Origin of the sequence: Paraburkholderia sp. SECH2, assembly GCF_030464795.1 — a bacterium.
GTDB lineage: Bacteria > Pseudomonadota > Gammaproteobacteria > Burkholderiales > Burkholderiaceae > Paraburkholderia > Paraburkholderia aspalathi.
The window spans coordinates 405,455-424,350 of the sequence record NZ_JALPRH010000001.1 but is presented as its reverse complement, the minus strand read 5'-3'; the positions used below and the strand labels follow the sequence as shown (position 1 = coordinate 424,350).

Annotated in this window: 19 protein-coding genes; 7 read left to right on the top strand and 12 right to left on the bottom strand. The window is 61.3% G+C overall.

Translation table 11 applies throughout. The features are described from left to right. Position 1 precedes the first annotated feature (1 nt). Positions 2 to 847 (top strand): DUF2182 domain-containing protein, encoded by an 846-nt coding sequence (locus M0D66_RS01945; RefSeq protein ID WP_211707535.1) that lies wholly within the window; start codon positions 2 to 4, stop codon positions 845 to 847. Positions 848 to 872: 25 nt separating this feature from the next. Here M0D66_RS01945 and M0D66_RS01940 read toward each other — a convergent pair whose 3' ends face one another. From M0D66_RS01940 to M0D66_RS01925, 4 genes are all read right to left on the bottom strand, one after another. Then, complete coding sequence (locus M0D66_RS01940; protein ID WP_266208865.1) at positions 873 to 1,877, bottom strand: sterol desaturase family protein; 1,005 nt, start codon at positions 1,875 to 1,877, stop codon at positions 873 to 875. A gap of 48 nt (positions 1,878 to 1,925) precedes the next feature. Next, positions 1,926 to 2,867, bottom strand: a complete 942-nt coding sequence (locus tag M0D66_RS01935; protein WP_244863990.1) for a beta-propeller fold lactonase family protein — start codon at positions 2,865 to 2,867, stop codon at positions 1,926 to 1,928. Positions 2,868 to 3,218: 351 nt separating this feature from the next. Next, a complete protein-coding gene (locus M0D66_RS01930) occupies positions 3,219 to 3,542 on the bottom strand; it encodes a zf-TFIIB domain-containing protein (RefSeq protein WP_093637126.1) in 324 nt (107 codons plus the stop codon). A 40-nt stretch (positions 3,543 to 3,582) separates the two neighbouring features. Beyond that, positions 3,583 to 4,332, bottom strand: a complete 750-nt coding sequence (locus M0D66_RS01925; protein ID WP_093637129.1) for a TerC family protein — start codon at positions 4,330 to 4,332, stop codon at positions 3,583 to 3,585. 121 nt (positions 4,333 to 4,453) lie between these two features. Here M0D66_RS01925 and M0D66_RS01920 point away from each other — a divergent pair, with 121 nt between their 5' ends. Then, a complete protein-coding gene (locus M0D66_RS01920) occupies positions 4,454 to 5,335 on the top strand; it encodes a LysR family transcriptional regulator (protein WP_211707537.1) in 882 nt (293 codons plus the stop codon). On the opposite strand, the gene M0D66_RS01915 is transcribed toward M0D66_RS01920, so the two are convergent. Then, positions 5,308 to 5,769, bottom strand: coding sequence for a TerB family tellurite resistance protein (locus tag M0D66_RS01915; RefSeq protein ID WP_093637135.1), 462 nt, complete (start codon positions 5,767 to 5,769; stop codon positions 5,308 to 5,310). The genes M0D66_RS01920 and M0D66_RS01915 overlap by 28 nt on opposite strands. Before the next feature lie 219 nt (positions 5,770 to 5,988). Here M0D66_RS01915 and M0D66_RS01910 point away from each other — a divergent pair, with 219 nt between their 5' ends. Further along, a complete protein-coding gene (locus M0D66_RS01910) occupies positions 5,989 to 6,321 on the top strand; it encodes a DUF2322 family protein (RefSeq protein WP_211707538.1) in 333 nt (110 codons plus the stop codon). 84 nt (positions 6,322 to 6,405) lie between these two features. Here M0D66_RS01910 and M0D66_RS01905 read toward each other — a convergent pair whose 3' ends face one another. Next, the gene (locus M0D66_RS01905) at positions 6,406 to 7,317 is read right to left on the bottom strand and encodes a LysR substrate-binding domain-containing protein (protein WP_211707539.1); all 912 of its coding nucleotides are present in this window, start codon (positions 7,315 to 7,317) and stop codon (positions 6,406 to 6,408) included. Positions 7,318 to 7,428: 111 nt separating this feature from the next. Here M0D66_RS01905 and M0D66_RS01900 point away from each other — a divergent pair, with 111 nt between their 5' ends. Beyond that, a complete protein-coding gene (locus M0D66_RS01900; protein ID WP_200619672.1) occupies positions 7,429 to 8,451 on the top strand; it encodes an aldo/keto reductase in 1,023 nt (340 codons plus the stop codon). An 81-nt stretch (positions 8,452 to 8,532) separates the two neighbouring features. On the opposite strand, the gene M0D66_RS01895 is transcribed toward M0D66_RS01900, so the two are convergent. Further along, entirely contained in the window at positions 8,533 to 10,221 is a 1,689-nt protein-coding gene (locus tag M0D66_RS01895) for a hypothetical protein (protein WP_266208864.1), read from the bottom strand. Positions 10,222 to 10,402: 181 nt separating this feature from the next. Next, positions 10,403 to 11,260 carry an oxidoreductase gene (locus tag M0D66_RS01890; protein WP_200619674.1) on the bottom strand — a complete coding sequence of 286 codons (858 nt, stop codon included), beginning with the start codon at positions 11,258 to 11,260 and terminating at the stop codon, positions 10,403 to 10,405. Positions 11,261 to 11,376: 116 nt separating this feature from the next. On the opposite strand from M0D66_RS01890, the gene M0D66_RS01885 reads away from it, so the two are divergent. Beyond that, a complete protein-coding gene (locus M0D66_RS01885; protein ID WP_200619675.1) occupies positions 11,377 to 12,312 on the top strand; it encodes a LysR family transcriptional regulator in 936 nt (311 codons plus the stop codon). A 45-nt stretch (positions 12,313 to 12,357) separates the two neighbouring features. On the opposite strand, the gene M0D66_RS01880 is transcribed toward M0D66_RS01885, so the two are convergent. Continuing rightward, positions 12,358 to 12,741 carry a hypothetical protein gene (locus M0D66_RS01880; RefSeq protein ID WP_154559415.1) on the bottom strand — a complete coding sequence of 128 codons (384 nt, stop codon included), beginning with the start codon at positions 12,739 to 12,741 and terminating at the stop codon, positions 12,358 to 12,360. A gap of 273 nt (positions 12,742 to 13,014) precedes the next feature. Here M0D66_RS01880 and M0D66_RS01875 point away from each other — a divergent pair, with 273 nt between their 5' ends. After that, positions 13,015 to 13,683, top strand: coding sequence for an RraA family protein (locus M0D66_RS01875; protein ID WP_211708043.1), 669 nt, complete (start codon positions 13,015 to 13,017; stop codon positions 13,681 to 13,683). Between the two features lie 125 nt (positions 13,684 to 13,808). Here M0D66_RS01875 and M0D66_RS01870 read toward each other — a convergent pair whose 3' ends face one another. The 3 genes from M0D66_RS01870 to M0D66_RS01860 all read right to left on the bottom strand — a co-directional run bounded on the left by M0D66_RS01870 (position 13,809) and on the right by M0D66_RS01860 (position 17,537). Continuing rightward, complete coding sequence (locus tag M0D66_RS01870; RefSeq protein ID WP_200619678.1) at positions 13,809 to 14,843, bottom strand: L-idonate 5-dehydrogenase; 1,035 nt, start codon at positions 14,841 to 14,843, stop codon at positions 13,809 to 13,811. 249 nt (positions 14,844 to 15,092) lie between these two features. After that, complete coding sequence (locus M0D66_RS01865) at positions 15,093 to 16,205, bottom strand: porin (protein WP_244869519.1); 1,113 nt, start codon at positions 16,203 to 16,205, stop codon at positions 15,093 to 15,095. A 123-nt stretch (positions 16,206 to 16,328) separates the two neighbouring features. Continuing rightward, complete coding sequence (locus M0D66_RS01860; protein WP_093647925.1) at positions 16,329 to 17,537, bottom strand: aspartate transaminase; 1,209 nt, start codon at positions 17,535 to 17,537, stop codon at positions 16,329 to 16,331. 274 nt (positions 17,538 to 17,811) lie between these two features. On the opposite strand from M0D66_RS01860, the gene nac reads away from it, so the two are divergent. Further along, the gene (gene nac / locus M0D66_RS01855) at positions 17,812 to 18,738 is read left to right on the top strand and encodes a nitrogen assimilation transcriptional regulator NAC (protein WP_054033557.1); all 927 of its coding nucleotides are present in this window, start codon (positions 17,812 to 17,814) and stop codon (positions 18,736 to 18,738) included. Positions 18,739 to 18,896 lie beyond the last annotated feature (158 nt).

Here is an 18,896-nt window from a genome sequence, read left to right as displayed (position 1 = left end):
GATGGAACACGCCAGCGCAACCGGAGGACGGGAGATGCCGGCGCACTCGATCGAAGCGCGCGCTTCGCAGCGGGCTTTCTTTGGCGTCTCGGCCTTACTCTTCGCCGTCAGCACGGCGGTGACGATCGTCGGCGCTGCGTCCATGTCAGCGATGGGTGAGATGCCGATGCCCGGCGGCTGGACGATGTCGGCGGCGTGGATGCCGATGTGCGGACAAACGTGGTCTGGCCTCGCGGCGTCGTTCCTTGGCATGTGGGTGGTGATGATGGTCGCGATGATGCTGCCATCGCTCGTCCCCATGCTGTTGCGCTATCGCGAGGCCGTCGGCGGGGCGGGCGTAACAGGTTTGGGCTGGCTGACGGTGGTGGTGGGCGCGGGGTATTTCTTCGTGTGGACCGCGTTCGGCATGGCCGCATTTCCGCTCGGTGCTGCGCTGGCGGCGCTCGAAATGCAACAGCCGGCGCTGGCGCGCGCCGTTCCGTTCGCAATGGGTGTGATTGTGCTGATCGCCGGGGCGCTGCAGTTCACGGCGTGGAAGGCCCGGCGTCTTGCCTGCTGCCGCACAACACCTGGTCGCTGCCTCATGTTGCCCGCGTTGTCAGCGGACGTCACCACGGCATGGCGCCACGGCCTGCACTTGGGCTTGCAGTGCAGCTACTGCTGCGCCGGCCTGACGACGGTCCTGCTCGTTGCCGGGGTCATGGATTTGCGTGTGATGGCCGCTGTGACGGCGGCCATCACCGTTGAACGTCTTGCGCCGCGTGGCGAGCGGGCGGCGCGCTTGGTCGGAGTTGGTATCGTCGGCGCAGGCGTGTTGCTGATCGCACGAGCCATAGGCTTGGGATGAGTCACCCGCCGCATGCCGATGACAATCAGTCCGTCACGCCACCGTAATTGCGTTGTCCCCGCAGCCGCATCGCGATGCGGCCAAAGGCGCGCCATTGCTGTGCGATCAACCCGTCGCCATAGGAACGCGCTGCGCCGTGCGGCACGGGCAACTGGTCACGGATGCCGGTCGGCTCGACAGTACGGTCCCACGACGCGGTCCTGAACATCATGTCCCACCACGGAAACAGCACGCCGAAGTTACAGCCGTAGCGCGTGCCTTCATGGCCGTAGCCAATTGCATGATGACGCCGATGAAAAATCGGGCTTACGATCGTGCGTTCGAGCAGCCATCCATACGGCAAGCGCGCGTTCACGTGCTGCACGCTCTGCATGAAGTTGCCGACCGCAACCAGCACGACGAACTGCGTCGGCTGCACACCGATGAACAGCGAAATCGCTGCGAAGAACGCGGCCTGAATGATGTCGTCGAGAAAGTGATTGCGGTCGTCGGCCCACAACGACATCTGCTGCTGGCTGTGGTGCACCGCGTGCAGTTCCCACCACACGCCGAAGCGATGCTGCCAGCGGTGATACCAGTACCCGAAGAAATCGAGCACGATCAGGTAGATGAGGAACGAAACAACCGGCTGATCGGTGACGCCCGGCCACAGTCCGTCGATGTCGATGTTCGGCACGTTGTAGATCGCCATCAAACTCTGCCAGTGATTGAACAGCGGCTGCAGCATGAAGAAGAAGGCGATGTTCATGATGCCAAGCTTGGCGATCCACGTGTAGATCACATCGGCGCGCAGCGCTTTTCGATCGGACCACGCCTCGACGGGCCGCAGCGCTTCCAGCGGCCGCAGGGCGATATACGTGACCAGGATTTCCAGCACGCCGACGATCACCCAGTAGAGCGCATCGTAGGTGTCCTCGTCGTATCCCATCAGCCCGAAGCGATAGAAAAACGGCTGCACGACGTCGACGTACAGGAGCGTCTGCAACGTCGAGATGCCGTTGTCGAGTAGCGCGAGGATTTCGTGGATCATCGGAAATCTCGTGAAATTGCGGGTGCTGTCATCAAAACGAAAGCCTGTTCAGTCTGGATTGGGCGCATAGACGGGCGCACGATTGGCGAAATACAAACCATGCGGTGAACGTCCGACCGCGATCGTGTCGATAAGTTTATATGTCGTCAGATCAATGATGCCGACATGCCGCGAAAAACGGAATGTGACCCACAGGTAGCGGCGATCCGAAGACAGTTCCATGTCGTCAGGGCCGGGCATGAGTCCGGTGATGTCGGCAGTCTTCGTCAGCGTGTTGTAATCGAGAATGCTGATTGTGCTTTCCACGCGGTTCGTGAGCGCTATGTGCTGGCCGTCGTCGAGGTTGCGGAAGTTGTGCGCGCCGCGCCCGGTCTGAATTCTTTTCACGACTTGTTGTTTGTGCCAGTCGACCACGGCCACATCGTCTTCGCCCGTCATGCCGATCAACAGATAGCGGTCGCCTGGCGTCATCCAGAGGCCGGCGGGTGTGTTGCCCACATGCAGTTTCCACAGCACCGTCTGCGTCGCCAGATCGATCGCGGCCACCTCGCCGGTGTCTTGCAGTGTGACGAAGACGGTCTTGCTGTCGGACGAGAACGTCATGTGGCTCGGCGTCTTCGAGAGCGGGACGCGTTTGGCGAGCGTCATGTTCTGGCCGTCGTAGTGGTACACGTCGACGCGATCCAGTCGCAGACCTGCCGTCACGAACCATTTGTGATCGGGCGAGAAACCGAGCTGATAGGGATCTTCAATATCGTCGACCTTGCGCTGCACCTTCCCGGTGTGCGGATCGAGAAACATCAGATCGTTCGAGATCGAATCCGCGACGATCAGCGAGTGGCCGTCGGGCGTAATCATCAGATGGTGCGGTTCCTTGCCGGTCGGCTCCGTGCCGATCACCTTATGCGTAGCGGGATCGATCAGCGTCAGTTGGGCTTCGCCGGAGTCGAGCACGATCACGTTGTCGGCTGCCTGCGCCGGCATCGCCATGGTTAGCGTGCAATACGTTAGCGCGGCAAGCGCGCAGGTCTTTGTAATCGAAACGATAGAAAGTGGCATCTGAACGATAGACGGGCAGGAAAACAATTTGGGGGAACATCATGGCGGCGGGCGCAGGGGATTCAGCGCGTGGATCGTGCTTGGGCCGCGCGCTCAAACCGTTAACGGCTTAACGCACCACTTCGCTCTGTCGATGACACGCGACACGTTGTTATTTGTATGAAGGGTTCGACGCTGGCTGAGGCAACGTCAGAGGGGAAAATGAAAAAGGCGCGGCTGTCTGATAACAGCGCGCGCCTTTGATCTGATAACTGCTGCCTGGTTCTTCTCCCGCGGACACCTTCAATCGAAATCGAACATGTCGAAAAGCGAGCGCTTCTTCTTGTGTCCCCGATAATCCGTCCGGTGATTGTCATACGTGCGGTTGTTGTCGTACGCGTGGTCACGATGCCGTTCCCGATCTCGATCCCGATCCGGATAGCTGTCGCGGCTCGTGCGTGCGGTAGCGTTAGCCTGCGCGTCATCGCCGCCGGCGTCCTGCGCAATCAGCTTGTCGAGTTCGCCGCGATCGAGCCAGACGCCCCGGCAGACCGGGCAGTAGTCGATTTCGATCGAGCGTCGCTCGGTCATCAGCAGGTCAGTGGTCTTGCAAACGGGACATTTCATTTCGTTGCTCCTTAAGAATAAAAAATTCATCTAGCGCTCGTTACTCCGCGCTAACCATCCGCTTCGAATTCGCCCGGCGCACGAGCATGTTGAGTGCCTCGACAAACGCGGAGAACGCCATAGCCGCGTAGATGTAAGCCTTCGGCACGTGTGAACCAAAACCTTCTGCGATGAGCGTCATGCCGATCACGAGCAGGAAACCGAGCGCGAGCATGACGATGGTCGGATTACGGTCAATGAAGCGCGACAGCGGATTGGCGGCGAACAGCATCACGGTGACTGCAGCAATCACGGCAACGAACATGATCGGCATGTGCTCGGTCATCCCAACGGCAGTGATGATGCTGTCGACCGAGAACACGATATCGAGCACAAGGATCTGTCCAATTGCAGCCATCGCGGTCAACTGCACGGTCGTGCTGGCCTTGTCGCGTACTTCTTCCGCATGAACGACGTGGTGGCGAATTTCGCTCGTTGCCTTCCAGACGAGGAACAGGCCGCCGCCGAGCAGGATCAGATCGCGCCATGAAAACGCGTGGCCGAACAGCGTCACGGCAGGCGCGGTCAGTTGCGCAATCCACGCGACGGTGCCGAGCAGGGCGAGCCGCAGCACGAGCGCAAGCATGATGCCCATGCGCTGAACGCGAGCGCGCTGCGCTTCCGGCAGCTTGTTGCTGAGGATCGAGATGAAGATCAGGTTGTCGATGCCGAGCACGATTTCCATCACGACCAGCGTGAGGAGAGCGGCCCATGCGGCGGGGTCGGCGGCGAGTGTGAGTAAAGAGTCCATGGGGTCCGTAAGCAAAGGGTGACAGGCAACGTCGGTATGCCGTTATCATCGCCGTCTTCATGGTTCGGATAAATCAGTGATAATCTGAGCGATATATCGATTTTTTCGAAGTGTCGCCAACATGCTTAACTATCGCCATCTCTACTATTTCTGGATCGTCGTGAAAGAGGGCGGCTTCGCGCGTGCGGCCGAGCGTCTCGACATGGCGGTTCAGACGATCAGCGCGCAGGTGCGTGAGCTGGAAAAATCGATCGGGCGCCAGTTGCTCAAACCGGCAGGGCGCGGCGTTACGATGACTGAAGCCGGCGAGACGGCTTTCAATCGCGCGGAACAGATTTTTCAAATCGGCGAAGCGCTGCTCGATGAGATGCGCGAGGCGGGCGGCGAGCGTGTTGCCCGGCTTGCAGTGGGTCTTTCCGACGGCATCTCAAAGCTGGCCGCGCACGCGCTGCTCGCGCCAGTGCTTGAAACGCCGTCGCTCAGGCTGCTCTGCCACGAGGGCGAACATGCGCAGTTGCTGTCGGAGCTCGCGCTCCATCGGCTCGATCTCGTGCTGGCGTGCCAGCCTGCGCCGCACAATGCGGATCTGCGCGTCGTGAGCCAGCGCCTCGTCGGTTCGCCGGTCGACTGGTATGGCCCCGCGGAGATCATCCGCAAGGCCGCCCGTACCGGTTTTCCGCAGTGCCTGGCCGAGCTGCCCGTGCTTCTGCCCACCGGGCACGGCGCGTTGCGTGCGCGGATAGACCGATGGTTCGAAACCGAAGGAATCCGGCCGCGGATCGTTGGAGAGTTCGAAGACAGCGCGCTGATGGCGGTGTTCGCCGCGCGTGGCCTCGGCGTGTTTCCGCTCGCGGAACTGGGCGCGGGGGATGTGGCGCTGCTGCGCGGACTGCGCTGGCTCGGTCGAGCGGAAGGCGTGGTCGAAGAAATCCACGCAATCCGCTCGCGACGCGGACAACATCATGCGCTCGCTTCTCAGGTGGTCGCTGCCGGGCGTGCGTGAGTGTACGGCGTGTCCGGCAACGGGATGTGCCGGCTTGCCATCTGGTTTGGCTTAGGCCCCCATGCGTTGAACACAGCAGCCAGCAAGGCAATTTCACCATCCGCCAGATAGTTGTCCGCGATCGCGACGGCGATACACAGGCGCATTACCTTGCGACGCAGCGCGGGGTCGTCGATCTCATCTAACAAGGTGGTGAGCAAGGCCGCGCCGATCTGGCCGACTGGCGGCGCGAACGGCGTGTTCGCGACCGATTGATCCTCGCAAAGCGTTTGCACAATCTGCGCGAATTGCTCTGGTGCGAGACCGAGTTGGCCCGCTATATCCAGGCTTTCGAGGGCGAGCTCTTCCGAACTGCTGACGTGTCCGTCGGAAGTGAGTGCCAACGCGACGATACGTGCGGCGGCTTGAGGACTGTTGCGCGGATAGGTACGCATGTTTGGGCTCCTGGCGCGGACGATGTCCGCAGTGGTGGTGAACCTCAGTCTGCGTCAGGTTGGGGAACGGATAAATCTGCTAATCCGGGAGCTAAGGTTCGGAAAAACCGAAGCTTCCGCAATGAACTGCATGAGATCTCCTCGTTCAGCACGATGCAAAACACCCTATCGGATAAGATACGGCTCGCCGCATTTTTCCGAATAGAAGGAGTGTTTTCAGTGATTCAACCGAGCAACGTGTTCAAGGACAACCTCGCCCAGCTGCCGGCCATCGACGCTATCGAACGTATCGATCTGCTCGACGGCAAGGGCGCCGTGGTGGCCAGCATCGAGAACAAGCCGGGCAAGCAGGGCTCGCTCGCGGTGTACAACTATCTGCAGCAGGCTTTCGGCACGCTGGACGCCAAGGCGGCCGAACATGGTCTCGCGGTGTTCGCCGAGCATACGGCCGACGCGCGCAACCGTCCGGGTGCACACCCGAACGTCGACCATCTGCTCGCGATTGTGGCCGGTGGGGAAGCGTTGCACATCGACGTCGTCGCAGCGGGCTGAGCGCGCTGCTGTTGCATGGCACGGCGTGGATCGCGTGACACCGGTCCGCGCCGTATCCCATATCGGTTCATCGTGACACCCTGCCTACGGATGACTACCTGACTCTTCACCGGCAAGAATAAAGTCAACGAACGCCCGGAGCGGAGCCGGCATATGCGTCCGGCTCGGGTAGTACAGAAACGGTCCAGTGAAGGTTTGACACCACTCACCGAGCACCGGTGCGAGCGCACCTTGCTCTATCGCCGGCCGTAGAAATTCATCGAACGAGTAGACGATTCCCAATCCTGCGATGGCCGCGCCTCGCTCCAGTTCGATTATTGAGGCGATCATCGGTCCGTTTGGCTCGATCCGCACGACCTCGTCTCCTCGCTTGAATTCCCATGTCGCGAGCACGCCGCTGTCGAAGCGGTGTCCGATACACGCGTGGTTCAGCAGTTCACCCGGATGTTGCGGTATGCCGCGGGCCGCGAGGTAGGACGGCGCGGCCGCCGCGACGAAATGTTGAACGCGCGGGCCGATCGGCACGGCGATCATGTCGCGCTCGAGGCGTTCGTCATAGCGGATGCCGGCATCGAAGCCCGCCGCGAGGATATCGATGAAGGTGTCGTTGGTGCCGACGTCCACCGTGATGCCCGGATGAGCGGCGAGGAAGCGGGAGAGGAGAGCGGGCAGGATTTCTCTTGCCGCGATCGACGGAACGTTTAATCTCAAGGTTCCAGTCGGACTCTCGCGAAAGAGGTTCACCGCGTCCAGCGCGATGGTGATTTCCCCAAAGGCCGGCGCGAGCCGCTCAAATAGACGCTGCCCGGCTTCCGTTGGTGTAACGCTGCGCGTCGTGCGGTTGAGCAGTCTGACGCCAAGCTGTTGTTCAAGCCTTCGAACCGCCTCGCTAAGCGATGAGGCTGACACGCCGCCCGTCAGTGCGGCATGGCGGAATCCGCGTGCCCGTGTGACGGCGACGAATGCTTTCAAATCGGACAGGTCGGGTTCCTGCATTGTTCGCTTTTCCGCACGGGTCATCCAGATTGGGGTGGATTATCGCACGCTGGAAATCGACCGATACTTCAGCGCAAGCGCCTTTCTTGCGGCGCACCTACTGAGGACATCATGAAGCAACTTCAATTGGGTAAGACGGGCCCGCAAAGCTCCGCCATCGGTCTTGGCTGCATGGGCATGTCGGGCATGTACGGTCCGTCTGACCGCGCTGAAAGCATCGCTACGATCCACGCCGCGCTCGAAGCCGGCATCACGTTGCTCGATACCGGCGATTTCTACGGCTCCGGCCACAACGAAATCCTGATCGGCGAGGCCCTGAAAAGTGCGCCGCCGTCACGCCGCGACTCGGCGATCATCAGCGTGAAGTTCGGCGCCATGCGCGACCCCGCAGGTGGCTGGTCGCTCTACGACGCGCGTCCCGCGGCGGTCAAAAACTTTCTCGCCTATTCGCTGCAGCGCCTGGGCGTCGATCATATCGACATCTACCGTCCCGCGCGGCTCGATCCCAACGTGCCGATCGAAGACACGGTCGGGGCAATTGCCGACATGATCAAGGCCGGCTATGTGCGGCACGTCGGCTTGTCCGAAGTAGGCGCCACGACCATTCGCCGTGCGGCAGCGGTGCACCCGGTGAGCGACCTGCAGATCGAGTACTCGCTGATTTCCCGTGGCATTGAAGACGAAATCCTGCCGACCTGCCGCGAACTCGGGATCGGCGTGACGGCGTACGGCGTGCTATCCCGCGGTTTGATCAGCGGCCACTGGAGCAAGGACGCCGCGGGGAAAGGCGATTTCCGCGCCATGAGTCCGCGCTTTCAGGGAGACAACGTCGATCACAATCTCGCGCTGGTGGATGCGTTGCGCAAGGTGGCCGATGCTAAAGGCGTCTCGGTTGCGCAGATCGCGATTGCGTGGGTTGCGGCGCAGGGCAGCGATATCGTGCCGCTGGTTGGCGCGCGTCGGCGTGATCGTCTCGCCGAAGCACTCGGTGCGGTTGACGTGACGCTCAGCGCTGAGGATCTGGCCGCGATCGCGCAGGCAGTGCCGCATGGGGCCGCCGCAGGTGAACGTTACGCAGCGGCGCAGATGGCGCATCTCGACAGCGAGCAGGGAAGTAAGGGCCACACGGCGTGATGCGTTGACGGGTCGTGCAAACCGGGTGAGCCACGCACGCTTGAATGCGCCGCGGCGTGGCTTCACCCGGTTGTCAGCGCGTCAGAAACGGTGGTCCGGATCAGTACCCGGCGTGAACGAGACGCCGCGCAATACCTCGCCAAAGCCCGCACTTCGCAACGCGACGAATTTCTCGCGAGCAGCACCGGTCGCAGTCGTATTCGCGAGCAGATCGCGAATGGCGACCAGCTTGTTCGGATCGGCGCCCACATCGCCATTGCCGCTGATGGTCGACGTCATTGCCCAGAGCGTGACTGTGCCGTCATTTTCGACGCGACCGGTCAGGTTGCGCAGCCCATCCGTCGCCGGTGCCCACGGCAATCCAGTTGCCGCATTGGAGCCGGTCGGATATCCGGAAACCGTGTATTGCTGCCCCAGGTTCAGACCCGCTTGCAGGGTGTAGGCGAGCGTCCACTTTTTCGCGCCAGCGTTATACACCCACTTCTGCAAACCCGCGCCAGTCTGCGCGGCCGCGTGCGTGTACAGATCGGGGCCGCCCGTGTAGCCATCGCCCTCGTCCGCGACATAGAGCGTCGTCGCGTTGGCGAACCAGAGGCCAAACGGAAAGGAGAGCGTAGTCGCGGTCTTGTTGGGCGTCGAAGGGAAACCGGCCAGCACGCACATATTGTTTGGCAGTCCGTTGGTTTGGACCGTTGCGGAATCGTAAGCAAGCGCCTTGCTGGGCAGTGCCGCATTCGTAGCCGGCACACCTGTGCCAGACGGGCAGGCTTTCCCCGTGGTGTCCACAAAATACACTGTGTTCACGCCGTTGCTGCCGCTACCCTTCGTAAAGTAGAGGACGTTGTTGAATACGGTCATGCCACGGAAGTTATCGTCCTTGCCGATCTTGTCTGCCGAGCCGCCAAGTTCAGTGACCGAAAAGCTGGCGAGCGGAGTCGGTGCGCCCGGGTCCTGCTGCGCCTCATGCTTTTTCGTGGCGTCGATGAATTGTGCGCCGGCGCCGATGACCACTCCGGCCGGTTGAGGGTTCGCACCGTTACCCGCGTTGCCGGCTGTGTAGAAGAAATCTTCGCCATCGCGGTTATTCAGAATCGCCGAACGGCCGTTGTTGCCGCTATATGCATTCGTCTCGGTGATGCGGAAGTGCCCATCACGGTCGACGCGAGCGACTGCCCGATAGTAATTCTGCCCCACCGGATTAGTGGGATCGACTACACCTGGCGTGTTCGAATTGGAGACATCCACCGTATTCACCGGCGCGACATACCCCATAAAGGTCAGGTACTGGCCGTCGAGCGAAAGGTGCAGGCCGAGTTCCGATTTGGAACTGAAGCTGGTGACGAGTTGGTCGCGTCGCGGCGTTTTCTGCAAACTGTTGGGCACTTCGAGCGAGCTGACCCACTCGCCTGACGGCGTGAGCTGATCGAGAAAGATCCGCGACGTGATGCCGAAGCTGGCGTCGTAACCATCGTTGTTCCAAACAAACGGATAGGTACCGTCGCTCGGCGCGCCAGTTGCCGCGCTACAACCGCCCTGAGTGGCTCCGCAATTCGGCGGTAGGATCGCGCCAACCTGAACGTTGCTCGACAGGTTGTCGTACACGCTTCGACTTACAACCAGTAAGCCTGGCTCGAAGCGACTTTCGCCGCGGAAATCGGACTGTTCGGCATGGGCGTTGAGGGCGGCGGCGCATAGCACGAGTGCTACCGTGGAAGCCGGTCGGGGAAATGACAGGCGGCGTGTCGCGTTGCAGACGGGAGTCGTTTTCATCTGTTGGTTCCGGGTGGGGAAGTAGAAGTTCTTTTCAGACGGACTAGCACGTACAACCCGGTTACCGTATCAACGCATGATGAAGGATTAGTGGCGGCGACTTCGGTGCAAACCCCCATTGCGTATCGGCCTATCCGCTTCCCATTACACAATGCAAACGGGAAGCGGATGGTGTCAGCATTTATTCAGAAAAGTCAGTCGATGCCGACAATGCCTTCCATGTTTCGGTTTCCTGCGTAACATACGCATTCTTCTCAGCGATGGCCTTCAGCGTGTCGGTGCCAAGCGGCAGGCGCAGCGGCGGTGTTTGTGCGTCGACCAATTCGACCATGGCGGCTGCGAGCTTCTCCGGGTTGCCCGGCTGGTTGTGATTCATGTGGGTAGCACGCCGGCGAACCTCTCCTGACGTCTCGTCATAGTCGGCAATCACGTTCCCGGCAACCACAAGCGATGTCGCGTCGAGGAAGTCCGTACGGAAGTAACCAGGCTCCACGACCGTTGCGTGAATACCGAGCGGCTTCAGTTCGGCGCGCAATGCTTCAGTCAAGCCTTCAACGGCGAACTTGGTCGAAGAATAGGCGCCGAACCCGGCGGCTGCCCGATAACCGCCGATCGACGACATATTGATGACGTGACCGGCCCGCTGCGCGCGCATCACCGGCAGAACGGCGCGTGTGATATTCAGCAAGCCGAATACGTTCGTGTCGTACATGCGGCGCACATCGGCATCGCTCGACTCCTCGATGGCGCCAAGCAAGCCGAAGCCCGCGTTGTTGACCAGAACGTCGATCCGGCCGAACCGTTCAACTGCGGCTTGAGCCGCGGCCTTCGCCTGGGCTTCGTCGGTCACGTCCAGCGCGACGGGAAGGAGGGCCGCCGAGTGACCGAAGCGCTCGGTGATCGCTGCGATATTGCGGCCGGTGGCAACGACCGCATTGCCGTCAGCGAGAGCGGCCTCGGCGATCAGGGCGCCCAGGCCGCGCGTCGCGCCGGTGATAAACCAGACGCGCTTGAAGCCATTGTTCGTGTTGTTAGCCATGATGTTTCTCCTACGATTCGGGTGAGAGTGAACGAATAGTAGGCGTGTCGATTGGCACAAACTAGACGGTGGTTGGTAGACTGAAAATCAACTTTTATTTGCTAATCCGGGCGGCCATGAACGAAGTACGCGCGATCACGATATTCGTCCGGGCCGCGGCGCTGGGAAGCCTGCGCAAGGCCGCCGTGGATCAGGGCATCTCGCCGCAGGCCGCGAGCCACGCGGTCATGCAGCTGGAAAAGGAGCTGGGGGTCCGGCTTTTCCACCGAACCACACGCAAGTTGAGCCTGACCGAGGAGGGGCAGGGGCTCCTCGACAGCGTGAGACCTGCGTTGGCCATACTGTCCTCGGCGCTCGACGACGCGCGGCGATCGAAAGACGCGATCGCCGGGCCGCTGCGGGTGAGCGCGCCAAGCGCGTTCTCGCGCACCGTGCTATGGCCGTATTTCCTCGAATTCGCCGAATTGCACCCGAATGTGCAACTGGATGTGCAGTTCGACGATCATTTCACCGACCTCGTCAGCGATCGCGCCGACGTGGGCTTTCGCGGCGGTTCGCCGCCGTCGGGCGGCACGATCGCGAGACGGTTGCTGCCGATCCAACTGATTGTCTGTGCGTCGCCTGCCTATATCGAGCGTTATGGCGCGCCGCGGACCATCGACGAGCTCGATGGGCACCGTTGCACCGGCTATCGGCGGGCGAATACCGGCAAGCAGTCTCCGTGGGAATTTCTGATCGATGACGAGATCGTCTATCGCGACGTCGCAGCCAGCTTATGCGTCAATGACACGGAGGCGGAGACCCAGGCCGTGCTGGCGGGACTCGCCATCGGGCAACTCGGCGGCTTTTCGGCAACCTTGCCTATCAAACGTGGCGAACTTGTTCCGCTGCTCGTCAGGCATGTCACGCAGCGTGAGGCCATCTACGTCTACTATCGCCATCGAACCGAGCAACCGCTGCGCGTGAGGGCGTTCATCGACTTTATGGTCGAGCGCCTCGCGGGGAACCGGAATTTCTATCTCGAGCCGTCTGAGCTTCGTGCGGCGCGTTGAGCGTGTCAGGTTCGATGAGTCGGCGAGGCGGCCGGTAGCGATCTCTTATGTCTTCGGCAACGTGGATTTGCCGCTCCGTTTGCGTGGCTTCGGTTCGACACCCACGCGCGGGTCGCGCGCGAGCACGAGCGCGGTCATCGTTTCGACGGTAGTTTCGAATGCCGGATCGTCTTGCGGCACATAAAGCCATTTCCCAAGCACCGGATGCGGCCGCAAAGCGGGTACTTCTTCAATGAGCGCGGCGTGACGTTCGTGCGAAGTGCACACCAGCAGGCCATTCCACGGCTTGTCGCGATCGGCGGCAATCAGGCACAGCAGGCCGTCGATATAGGCAGCATCGCTGCCGAACATCCGTTTGCGAATATAGGTGGCGTCGCGCTCGAATGCGTCGAAGATCCAGACGAGCGAGTTACGGATGGAAGAGGGCATCGGTGTGAAATCCAGGGGGCGATGAGCGATGTTAACCAATGTCTGCTTTCGCTGCCTATAGCTGATCGTCGAGAGCCGACCTCCACGTATCTCAGCGCCGCGCCGCCCGGCAATTGCGGTTCATAAGCGTTTCCTATCGCGCAAGAACGAACCCGTCTTGGCGCGATTTGTGGGGGCGATATACCGTTATATCCGTGTTGCAGCGGTGTCGTGCCTACTCGTTCCTGATCTGCATGAGCCGCTCCCCCTTACATCCGGAAGCGAAGATCGACCATGTACAAAGCCATCAGGAAGAACCCGTCGGCGGCTCAGGCTGCCGATACCATCCTTAGCGCATTGCGCGACATTCCCGTCTCCGCGCTCAGCGACAACATGCATCGCAACATCGGCAGCGTGGGTCTGCATCCGTATCAGCGGCCCGGCAAGAAGACGATGGCCGGCACTGCGGTCACCGTGCGCTCGCGTGGCGGGGATAACCTGACTTACCTGCGCGCCCTGGAGTTTTGCCGTCCTGGGGACGTGCTGGTTGTGGACGCGGGTGGCGATCTCAACAACGCCGTGGTCGGCGGCATTCTGTCTTTCTACGCAGCAAATATAGGCGTTGTCGGTCTGGTCATCGACGGCGCGATCCGCGATGTCGCGGAGATCCGCGATCGCGATTTTCCGGTTTACGCCCGTGGGGTCACGCACCGGGGGCCGTATAAAGACGGTCCGGGTGAAATCAATGTGCCGGTATCGGTCGGCGGAATGGTGGTCAATCCGGGGGATATCGTTGTCGGCGATCAGGATGGCTTGCTGGCCATTCCACAGGAGGATGCCGAGTTTGTCATCGAAAAAGCGCTGGCCGTTCTGGAAGCAGAGGCTGAGACGATGCGGGCGATGAAGGAAGGCCGCTGGAACCGCGCGTTTATCGATGCGCTCGAAGCACGATGCAATAACTAAGCACCGCGCAACGGGAAGGAAAAAGCCGACGTCTGCATCACGACGTCGGCTTTTTTATGGGCGCTTTATGTATGGCGACGAGAACGCAGCTTGCCGCGTCTTCGTCGCCATACATGCGGGATCAATCAATCGAAGCTCACCAGCACCTTCATCGATTTTGAGCGATCGCCCGCTGTCTGGAACGCCTTGACCGAATCCTGATACGGGAAAATACCCGAGATCAAAGGCTTCACGTCGATCAACCCCTTGTTCAGCAGTTCGACGGCAACGGCGAACTCTTCGTGAAAGCGGAACGCGCCGCGCAGATCGAATTCCTTGGCGACGATCACATTGATCGGCAACGAGATGTCGCCACCGAGGCCGACCTGCACGATCACGCCACGCGGTTTGAGCACGTCGAACGCACCGCGCAATGCCGCTGCGTTGCCGCTTGCTTCGAACAGAACGTCGAAGCTACCCTTGTCGACGGCGAACGGCTGGAGCGCGTCCGGCGTCTCCGCGATGTTGAACGCGAGGTCGGCGCCAACCTTTTTCGCGCTGTCGAGCGGCAGCGTATTCACGTCAGTTGCCACGATCATCGCCGCACCGGCTCTGCGCGCGGCCGCCACGATCAACGCGCCGATCGGCCCGCATCCTGTGACGAGCACCCGCTTGCCGAGCAGCGGACCCGCGCGCCGAACGGCGTGAAGGGCGACCGAAAGCGGTTCGGCCATCGCGGCTTCCGCATCGCTCAACGAGTCCGCCACAACGTGCGCCTGTGAGCGGTCGATCACGATCTCCTGGCGGAATGCGCCCTGCACGTGCGGCGTGCGCATCGCGCTGCCGTAGTAGCGCATATCCAGGCAGTGGTTCTGCAGCCCTTGCTGACAGTATTGACACAGGCCACACGGCCGGCTCGGGCTGATGGAGATCCGGGTGCCGACCGGCATATCTGTCACACCAGATCCCACGCGCGCGACGGCACCCGAGACTTCATGACCGAGCACCATGGGCTCCTTGATGCGAATCGTGCCGAAACCACCATGGTTGAAGTAGTGAAGATCCGAACCGCAGATACCGCCGGCCCGAACCCGCACGAGCAACTGGTTGGCTTCCGGTTCAGGCGTGGGAACGTCCTCGATGCGCAGATCGAGCGGGGCGTGAATGACAAGTGCATGCATGGTGAGGGCCTATAACGGTGAATGCGGGATCAGCACGCTATACGGTACCGCCTCGAGGCCCAGTCGACAAAGATCAAAGTTGTCTGGGCCGATAGTCGACGCTTATGGATGCTTATTCGAGCGCCTTGGGCATGTTCTCGATCACATTGTTGACGATCGGGACAAGACTTCGCGTCCCGATGTCGTTCGGCCTTCGGAGAGGTCTGCCGGCGTCGAGCGACACCGAACAGACGTGCCACACTGCAAACCTTAGAACTTGTGACGCAGACCGATCGTGGCTTCGAACAGCGAGTTGAAGCCGTAGAACGGCTGATTCGAACCGGAGGCGGCGGCGAGGGTCGTCCATGCGCCGGTCAGGTGGTTGTAGTCCACGCCGACATAGACGTCGGTGCGCTTGCTGAGGAAATAGTCGAACGTCGGACCGGTCGTGATACGCGTGCCGCTCTGGCCTGCGTGATGGACGAAGTCGATGTAGAACGGCAGATCGAGCACGAGCGACGGCGTGATGAAGTACTGGACCGCGGTGGAGAAGGAGTCGTTGCGATAGTCAGCCGGATAGACGTGACTGTAGATGTACGAGCCGAACACCTTCGCCGCGCCGAACTTATACGTTGCGCCCGCGGTGAAGATCTTTTGCGAGCTGTCCGGAATCGTCACGCCGAAGTACGTGCTGCCATAGGTGCTGGTTGCAGGCGTCAGGCCGCCAATGTCGTTGACGATCTGATAGGCCGCGCCAACGCTCAAGGGGCCGTGGTCGTAAGAAAGGCTGACGGCCGGCGACGAGTTCTGGTGAGTATTTCCCGCTACACCGCCAAACGTATACGAGCCCTTGAGGGTAAAACCGGCAAGCGTCGGCGAGGTATATCGCACGGAATTGTCCAGACGGCCGCCGCCAGTCAGACCGGCGCCCTGAAAGCCGACCGTGCCGGTGTAATTGGCGAACGCATAGATATCGTGCGTCCAGCCCATTTCATGCACCAGCGTGTATTGGCGGCCCATCGTCAGCGTGCCGTAGGACGTGCTGCTCAGGCCCACCAGCGCGGTGCGGCCGAACAGGCGGGCGGTGCCGGACGGCGTGGATTGCTGCGTCACGCCGGTATTCGGTGTAAAGCCGCCTTCGAGCTGGAAGATCGCGGACAAGCCGCCACCGAGATCCTCGGTGCCCTGCAGACCCCAGCGGCTACCCTGAATCTCGCCGCCGCTACCCATCGTGAAAAGCTTCCCGCCGGATTTGTTCTGGTGGGTGTCATAGCGCACCGCTTCGTCGATGATGCCGTACAGGGTGACGCTCGACTGCGCGTGCGCGATCCCAGAAACTGCCAGTCCTAATCCAGTTAGTATGCCTAATGTATGCTTTTTCACGAGTAGATCCCCTTGCAGATTGACGAAAAATGGAAAACTCCAAACCGACTGCCACGTCCTCTCGGCGCGGCATGTCTTTTTTACAAAGCGACGACGCGACGTATTCACGTCGTCGCCGTACTCTCAGTTCAGTGCGGCGACCGCGGCGGCAATCTTCCGGCAGCCCTCATCGATAATGTCGATGCTTGTCGCGATCGACATCCGGAAGAAAGGGGAAACGCCATACGCCGATCCGGCAACCAGTGCGACGCCGGCGTGCTCGAGCAGATACAGAACGACATCCACGTCGCCCTCGATACGCTTGCCTTGCGGCGTGGTGCGGCCGATCATGCCGCCGCAATTGACATACAGATAGAAAGCGCCGCCCGGCGTTTTGCAGCTGATGCCGGGAATCGCGTTAAGCGCTTCGAGTGCGTGGTCGCGGCGTTCTTTATAAGTCCGCACGGATTGCTGCACGAATGTTTGGTCGCCGTTCAGCGCCGCGAGCGCCGCGGCCTGGCTGATCGAACTGGCGTTGCTGGTGGATTGGGACTGGAGCGTGTCCATGGCCGCGATCAGGTCGGCGGGGCCGGCGGCGTAGCCGATGCGCCAGCCGGTCATCGCGTAGGTCTTGGACACGCCGTTGACAACCAGGGTGCGCGAGCTGAGTTCGGGTTCAATCGACAGGAGGTGCTCTGATGCCTCGCCTTCGAACCGGATGTGTTCGTAGATGTCGTCCATCATCACCAGTACCTGCGGGTGGCGCAACAGCACATCCGCCAATGCGCGCAGTTCTGCGGCGCTATACGTTGCGCCCGTGGGATTGGTCGGCGAATTGATGATCAGCCAGCGCGTGTTGGGCGTGATCGCCGCTTCGAGGGTGGCGGGCGTGAGCTTGAAGCTGTCTGCTTCGGTGCAGGGCACGACGACCGGCACGCCGTCACAGGCGAGCACCATGTCCGGGTAGGACACCCAGTAGGGAGCGGGAATCAGGACTTCATTGCCGGCTTCAACGGTGATGGCGAGCGCGTTGAAGATCGCGTGTTTGGCGCCGCACGTCACGATGATGTGTTTGGGATCGTACGAAAGACCGTTCTCGCGTTGCAGTTTCGCCGCGATGGCGGCGCGCAGCGCCGGCGTGCCCGCGGTTTGCGTATAGCGCGTTTCGCCGCGCTCCATCGCGTCGAAAGCGGCCTGGCGAATGTGCGCGGGTGTGTCGAAATCGGGTTCGCCAACCACGAGGTTGACGATGGTTTTCCCCTGCCGCCGCAGTTCCGCGGCCCGGTCCGCCGCGGCGCTGCTCGGCGAAGGTTTGATTCGCTGGACGCGGGCGGCAATTCGCGATGCACTCACACTTGACTCCTCAACGGCATTTGATGAGGCTTCACCTTAAGCGCGCGAAAAAGTTCAAGCCAAGACGTCTTTCCGCTGGCGCAATAACATCCACTTATGACACGACGGTACGCGTGCGCGTCCGGCATTTACCGATCGGGGTCCATGCGGGAATACGCTGACAGGCCACGCTTTTAGCGTTGCAGGAGCGGGAGCGGGGTTTTTTAAGCACTGTGCGCGGGGCGGCGCTTGCCCTATCATTGTTGCCATCACTTAACGTTGAGACGCGACTACCGTGAACCTGCGGCGTTTGAAGTACTTCGTGAAGATCGTCGATATCGGCAGCCTGACGCAGGCCGCCGAAGTGCTTCATATCGCCCAGCCGGCGCTGAGCCAGCAGTTGATTACGCTCGAAGACGAGTTCCAGCAGCAGCTGCTCGTGCGCACCAAGCGGGGCGTCACGGCCACTGAGGCGGGCGCCACGCTGTATCGCCACGCGCAGTTGATCCTGCGCCAGTACGAACAGGCTCAGGCCGACGTGAAGAGCGCCGGCCAGACGCTGTCAGGCCAGGTTTCGGTAGGGCTTGCGCCCGGCACCGGCGCGTCGGCGCTGTCGCTGCCGCTGTTGCGGACCGTGCGCGCCCGCCATCCGGACATCCTGCTCTACATCAACGAGAATTTCGGCACGACGCTCAGCGAGCTGATCATGAACGGGCGTATGGACATGGCTGTGCTGTATGGCGATAAGCCCGTCCATGGCCTGTCGTTCCAGCTTCTGATGAACGAGGAATTGTTCCTCGTGGCGCCGCGCAGCATGGGGATCACGCAGGAACAGATCGCCGTGACGGCGTTGCGCGACGTGCCTTTGCTGCTGCCGCGTCCATACAACTATCTGCGCAAGTACGTCGACGAGGGTTTCGCGCGCGTGCAGATGATCCCCAAGGTCGTGGCCGAAATCGAATCCGCGTCGACGTTGTCGGCCGCCGTGAGCGCCGGGATCGGTGCGACCATCCTGCCCGATTCCACAGCACGGGTCGTGGCCGCGGCGGGCGACGTCGTGCAATGCCGGATCGTTTCACCCGTCATCAAGATTCCGCTTTCGGTCTGTCTGTCCGACCATTTGCCGCTTTCCGAGCCCGCCGCGGCCGTCAAGGATATCTTGCTGGAACTGGCCGGCGACCTTGCGCTCGACGTGCGTTTCGAGTCCGGCGCCGATACATAAGCGCGCCTTATCGCTACAAAGCCAAACCCTCTTGGCGCATTTTTTATGCGCCGGATACATTGAGTCCATCGTCGATCGCCCCGGTTCGCAGTGAGCCGGCGCGACGAGGCTAGCCGTCACGCGGGCGGGACAACCGGAGATTGAATCGGGTTGCCGTA

Bases quoted from the DNA above. Each gene is read 5' to 3' on its own strand.
- M0D66_RS01945 (WP_211707535.1), top strand. From the start codon at position 2: ATGGAACACGCCAGCGCAACCGGAGGACGGGAGATGCCGGCGCACTCG.
- M0D66_RS01940 (WP_266208865.1), bottom strand. From the start codon at position 1,877: ATGATCCACGAAATCCTCGCGCTACTCGACAACGGCATCTCGACGTTG.
- M0D66_RS01935 (WP_244863990.1), bottom strand. From the start codon at position 2,867: ATGGCGATGCCGGCGCAGGCAGCCGACAACGTGATCGTGCTCGACTCC.
- M0D66_RS01930 (WP_093637126.1), bottom strand. From the start codon at position 3,542: ATGAAATGTCCCGTTTGCAAGACCACTGACCTGCTGATGACCGAGCGA.
- M0D66_RS01925 (WP_093637129.1), bottom strand. From the start codon at position 4,332: ATGGACTCTTTACTCACACTCGCCGCCGACCCCGCCGCATGGGCCGCT.
- M0D66_RS01920 (WP_211707537.1), top strand. From the start codon at position 4,454: ATGCTTAACTATCGCCATCTCTACTATTTCTGGATCGTCGTGAAAGAG.
- M0D66_RS01915 (WP_093637135.1), bottom strand. From the start codon at position 5,769: ATGCGTACCTATCCGCGCAACAGTCCTCAAGCCGCCGCACGTATCGTC.
- M0D66_RS01905 (WP_211707539.1), bottom strand. From the start codon at position 7,317: ATGCAGGAACCCGACCTGTCCGATTTGAAAGCATTCGTCGCCGTCACA.
- M0D66_RS01900 (WP_200619672.1), top strand. From the start codon at position 7,429: ATGAAGCAACTTCAATTGGGTAAGACGGGCCCGCAAAGCTCCGCCATC.
- M0D66_RS01895 (WP_266208864.1), bottom strand. From the start codon at position 10,221: ATGAAAACGACTCCCGTCTGCAACGCGACACGCCGCCTGTCATTTCCC.
- M0D66_RS01890 (WP_200619674.1), bottom strand. From the start codon at position 11,260: ATGGCTAACAACACGAACAATGGCTTCAAGCGCGTCTGGTTTATCACC.
- M0D66_RS01885 (WP_200619675.1), top strand. From the start codon at position 11,377: ATGAACGAAGTACGCGCGATCACGATATTCGTCCGGGCCGCGGCGCTG.
- M0D66_RS01880 (WP_154559415.1), bottom strand. From the start codon at position 12,741: ATGCCCTCTTCCATCCGTAACTCGCTCGTCTGGATCTTCGACGCATTC.
- M0D66_RS01875 (WP_211708043.1), top strand. From the start codon at position 13,015: ATGTACAAAGCCATCAGGAAGAACCCGTCGGCGGCTCAGGCTGCCGAT.
- M0D66_RS01870 (WP_200619678.1), bottom strand. From the start codon at position 14,843: ATGCATGCACTTGTCATTCACGCCCCGCTCGATCTGCGCATCGAGGAC.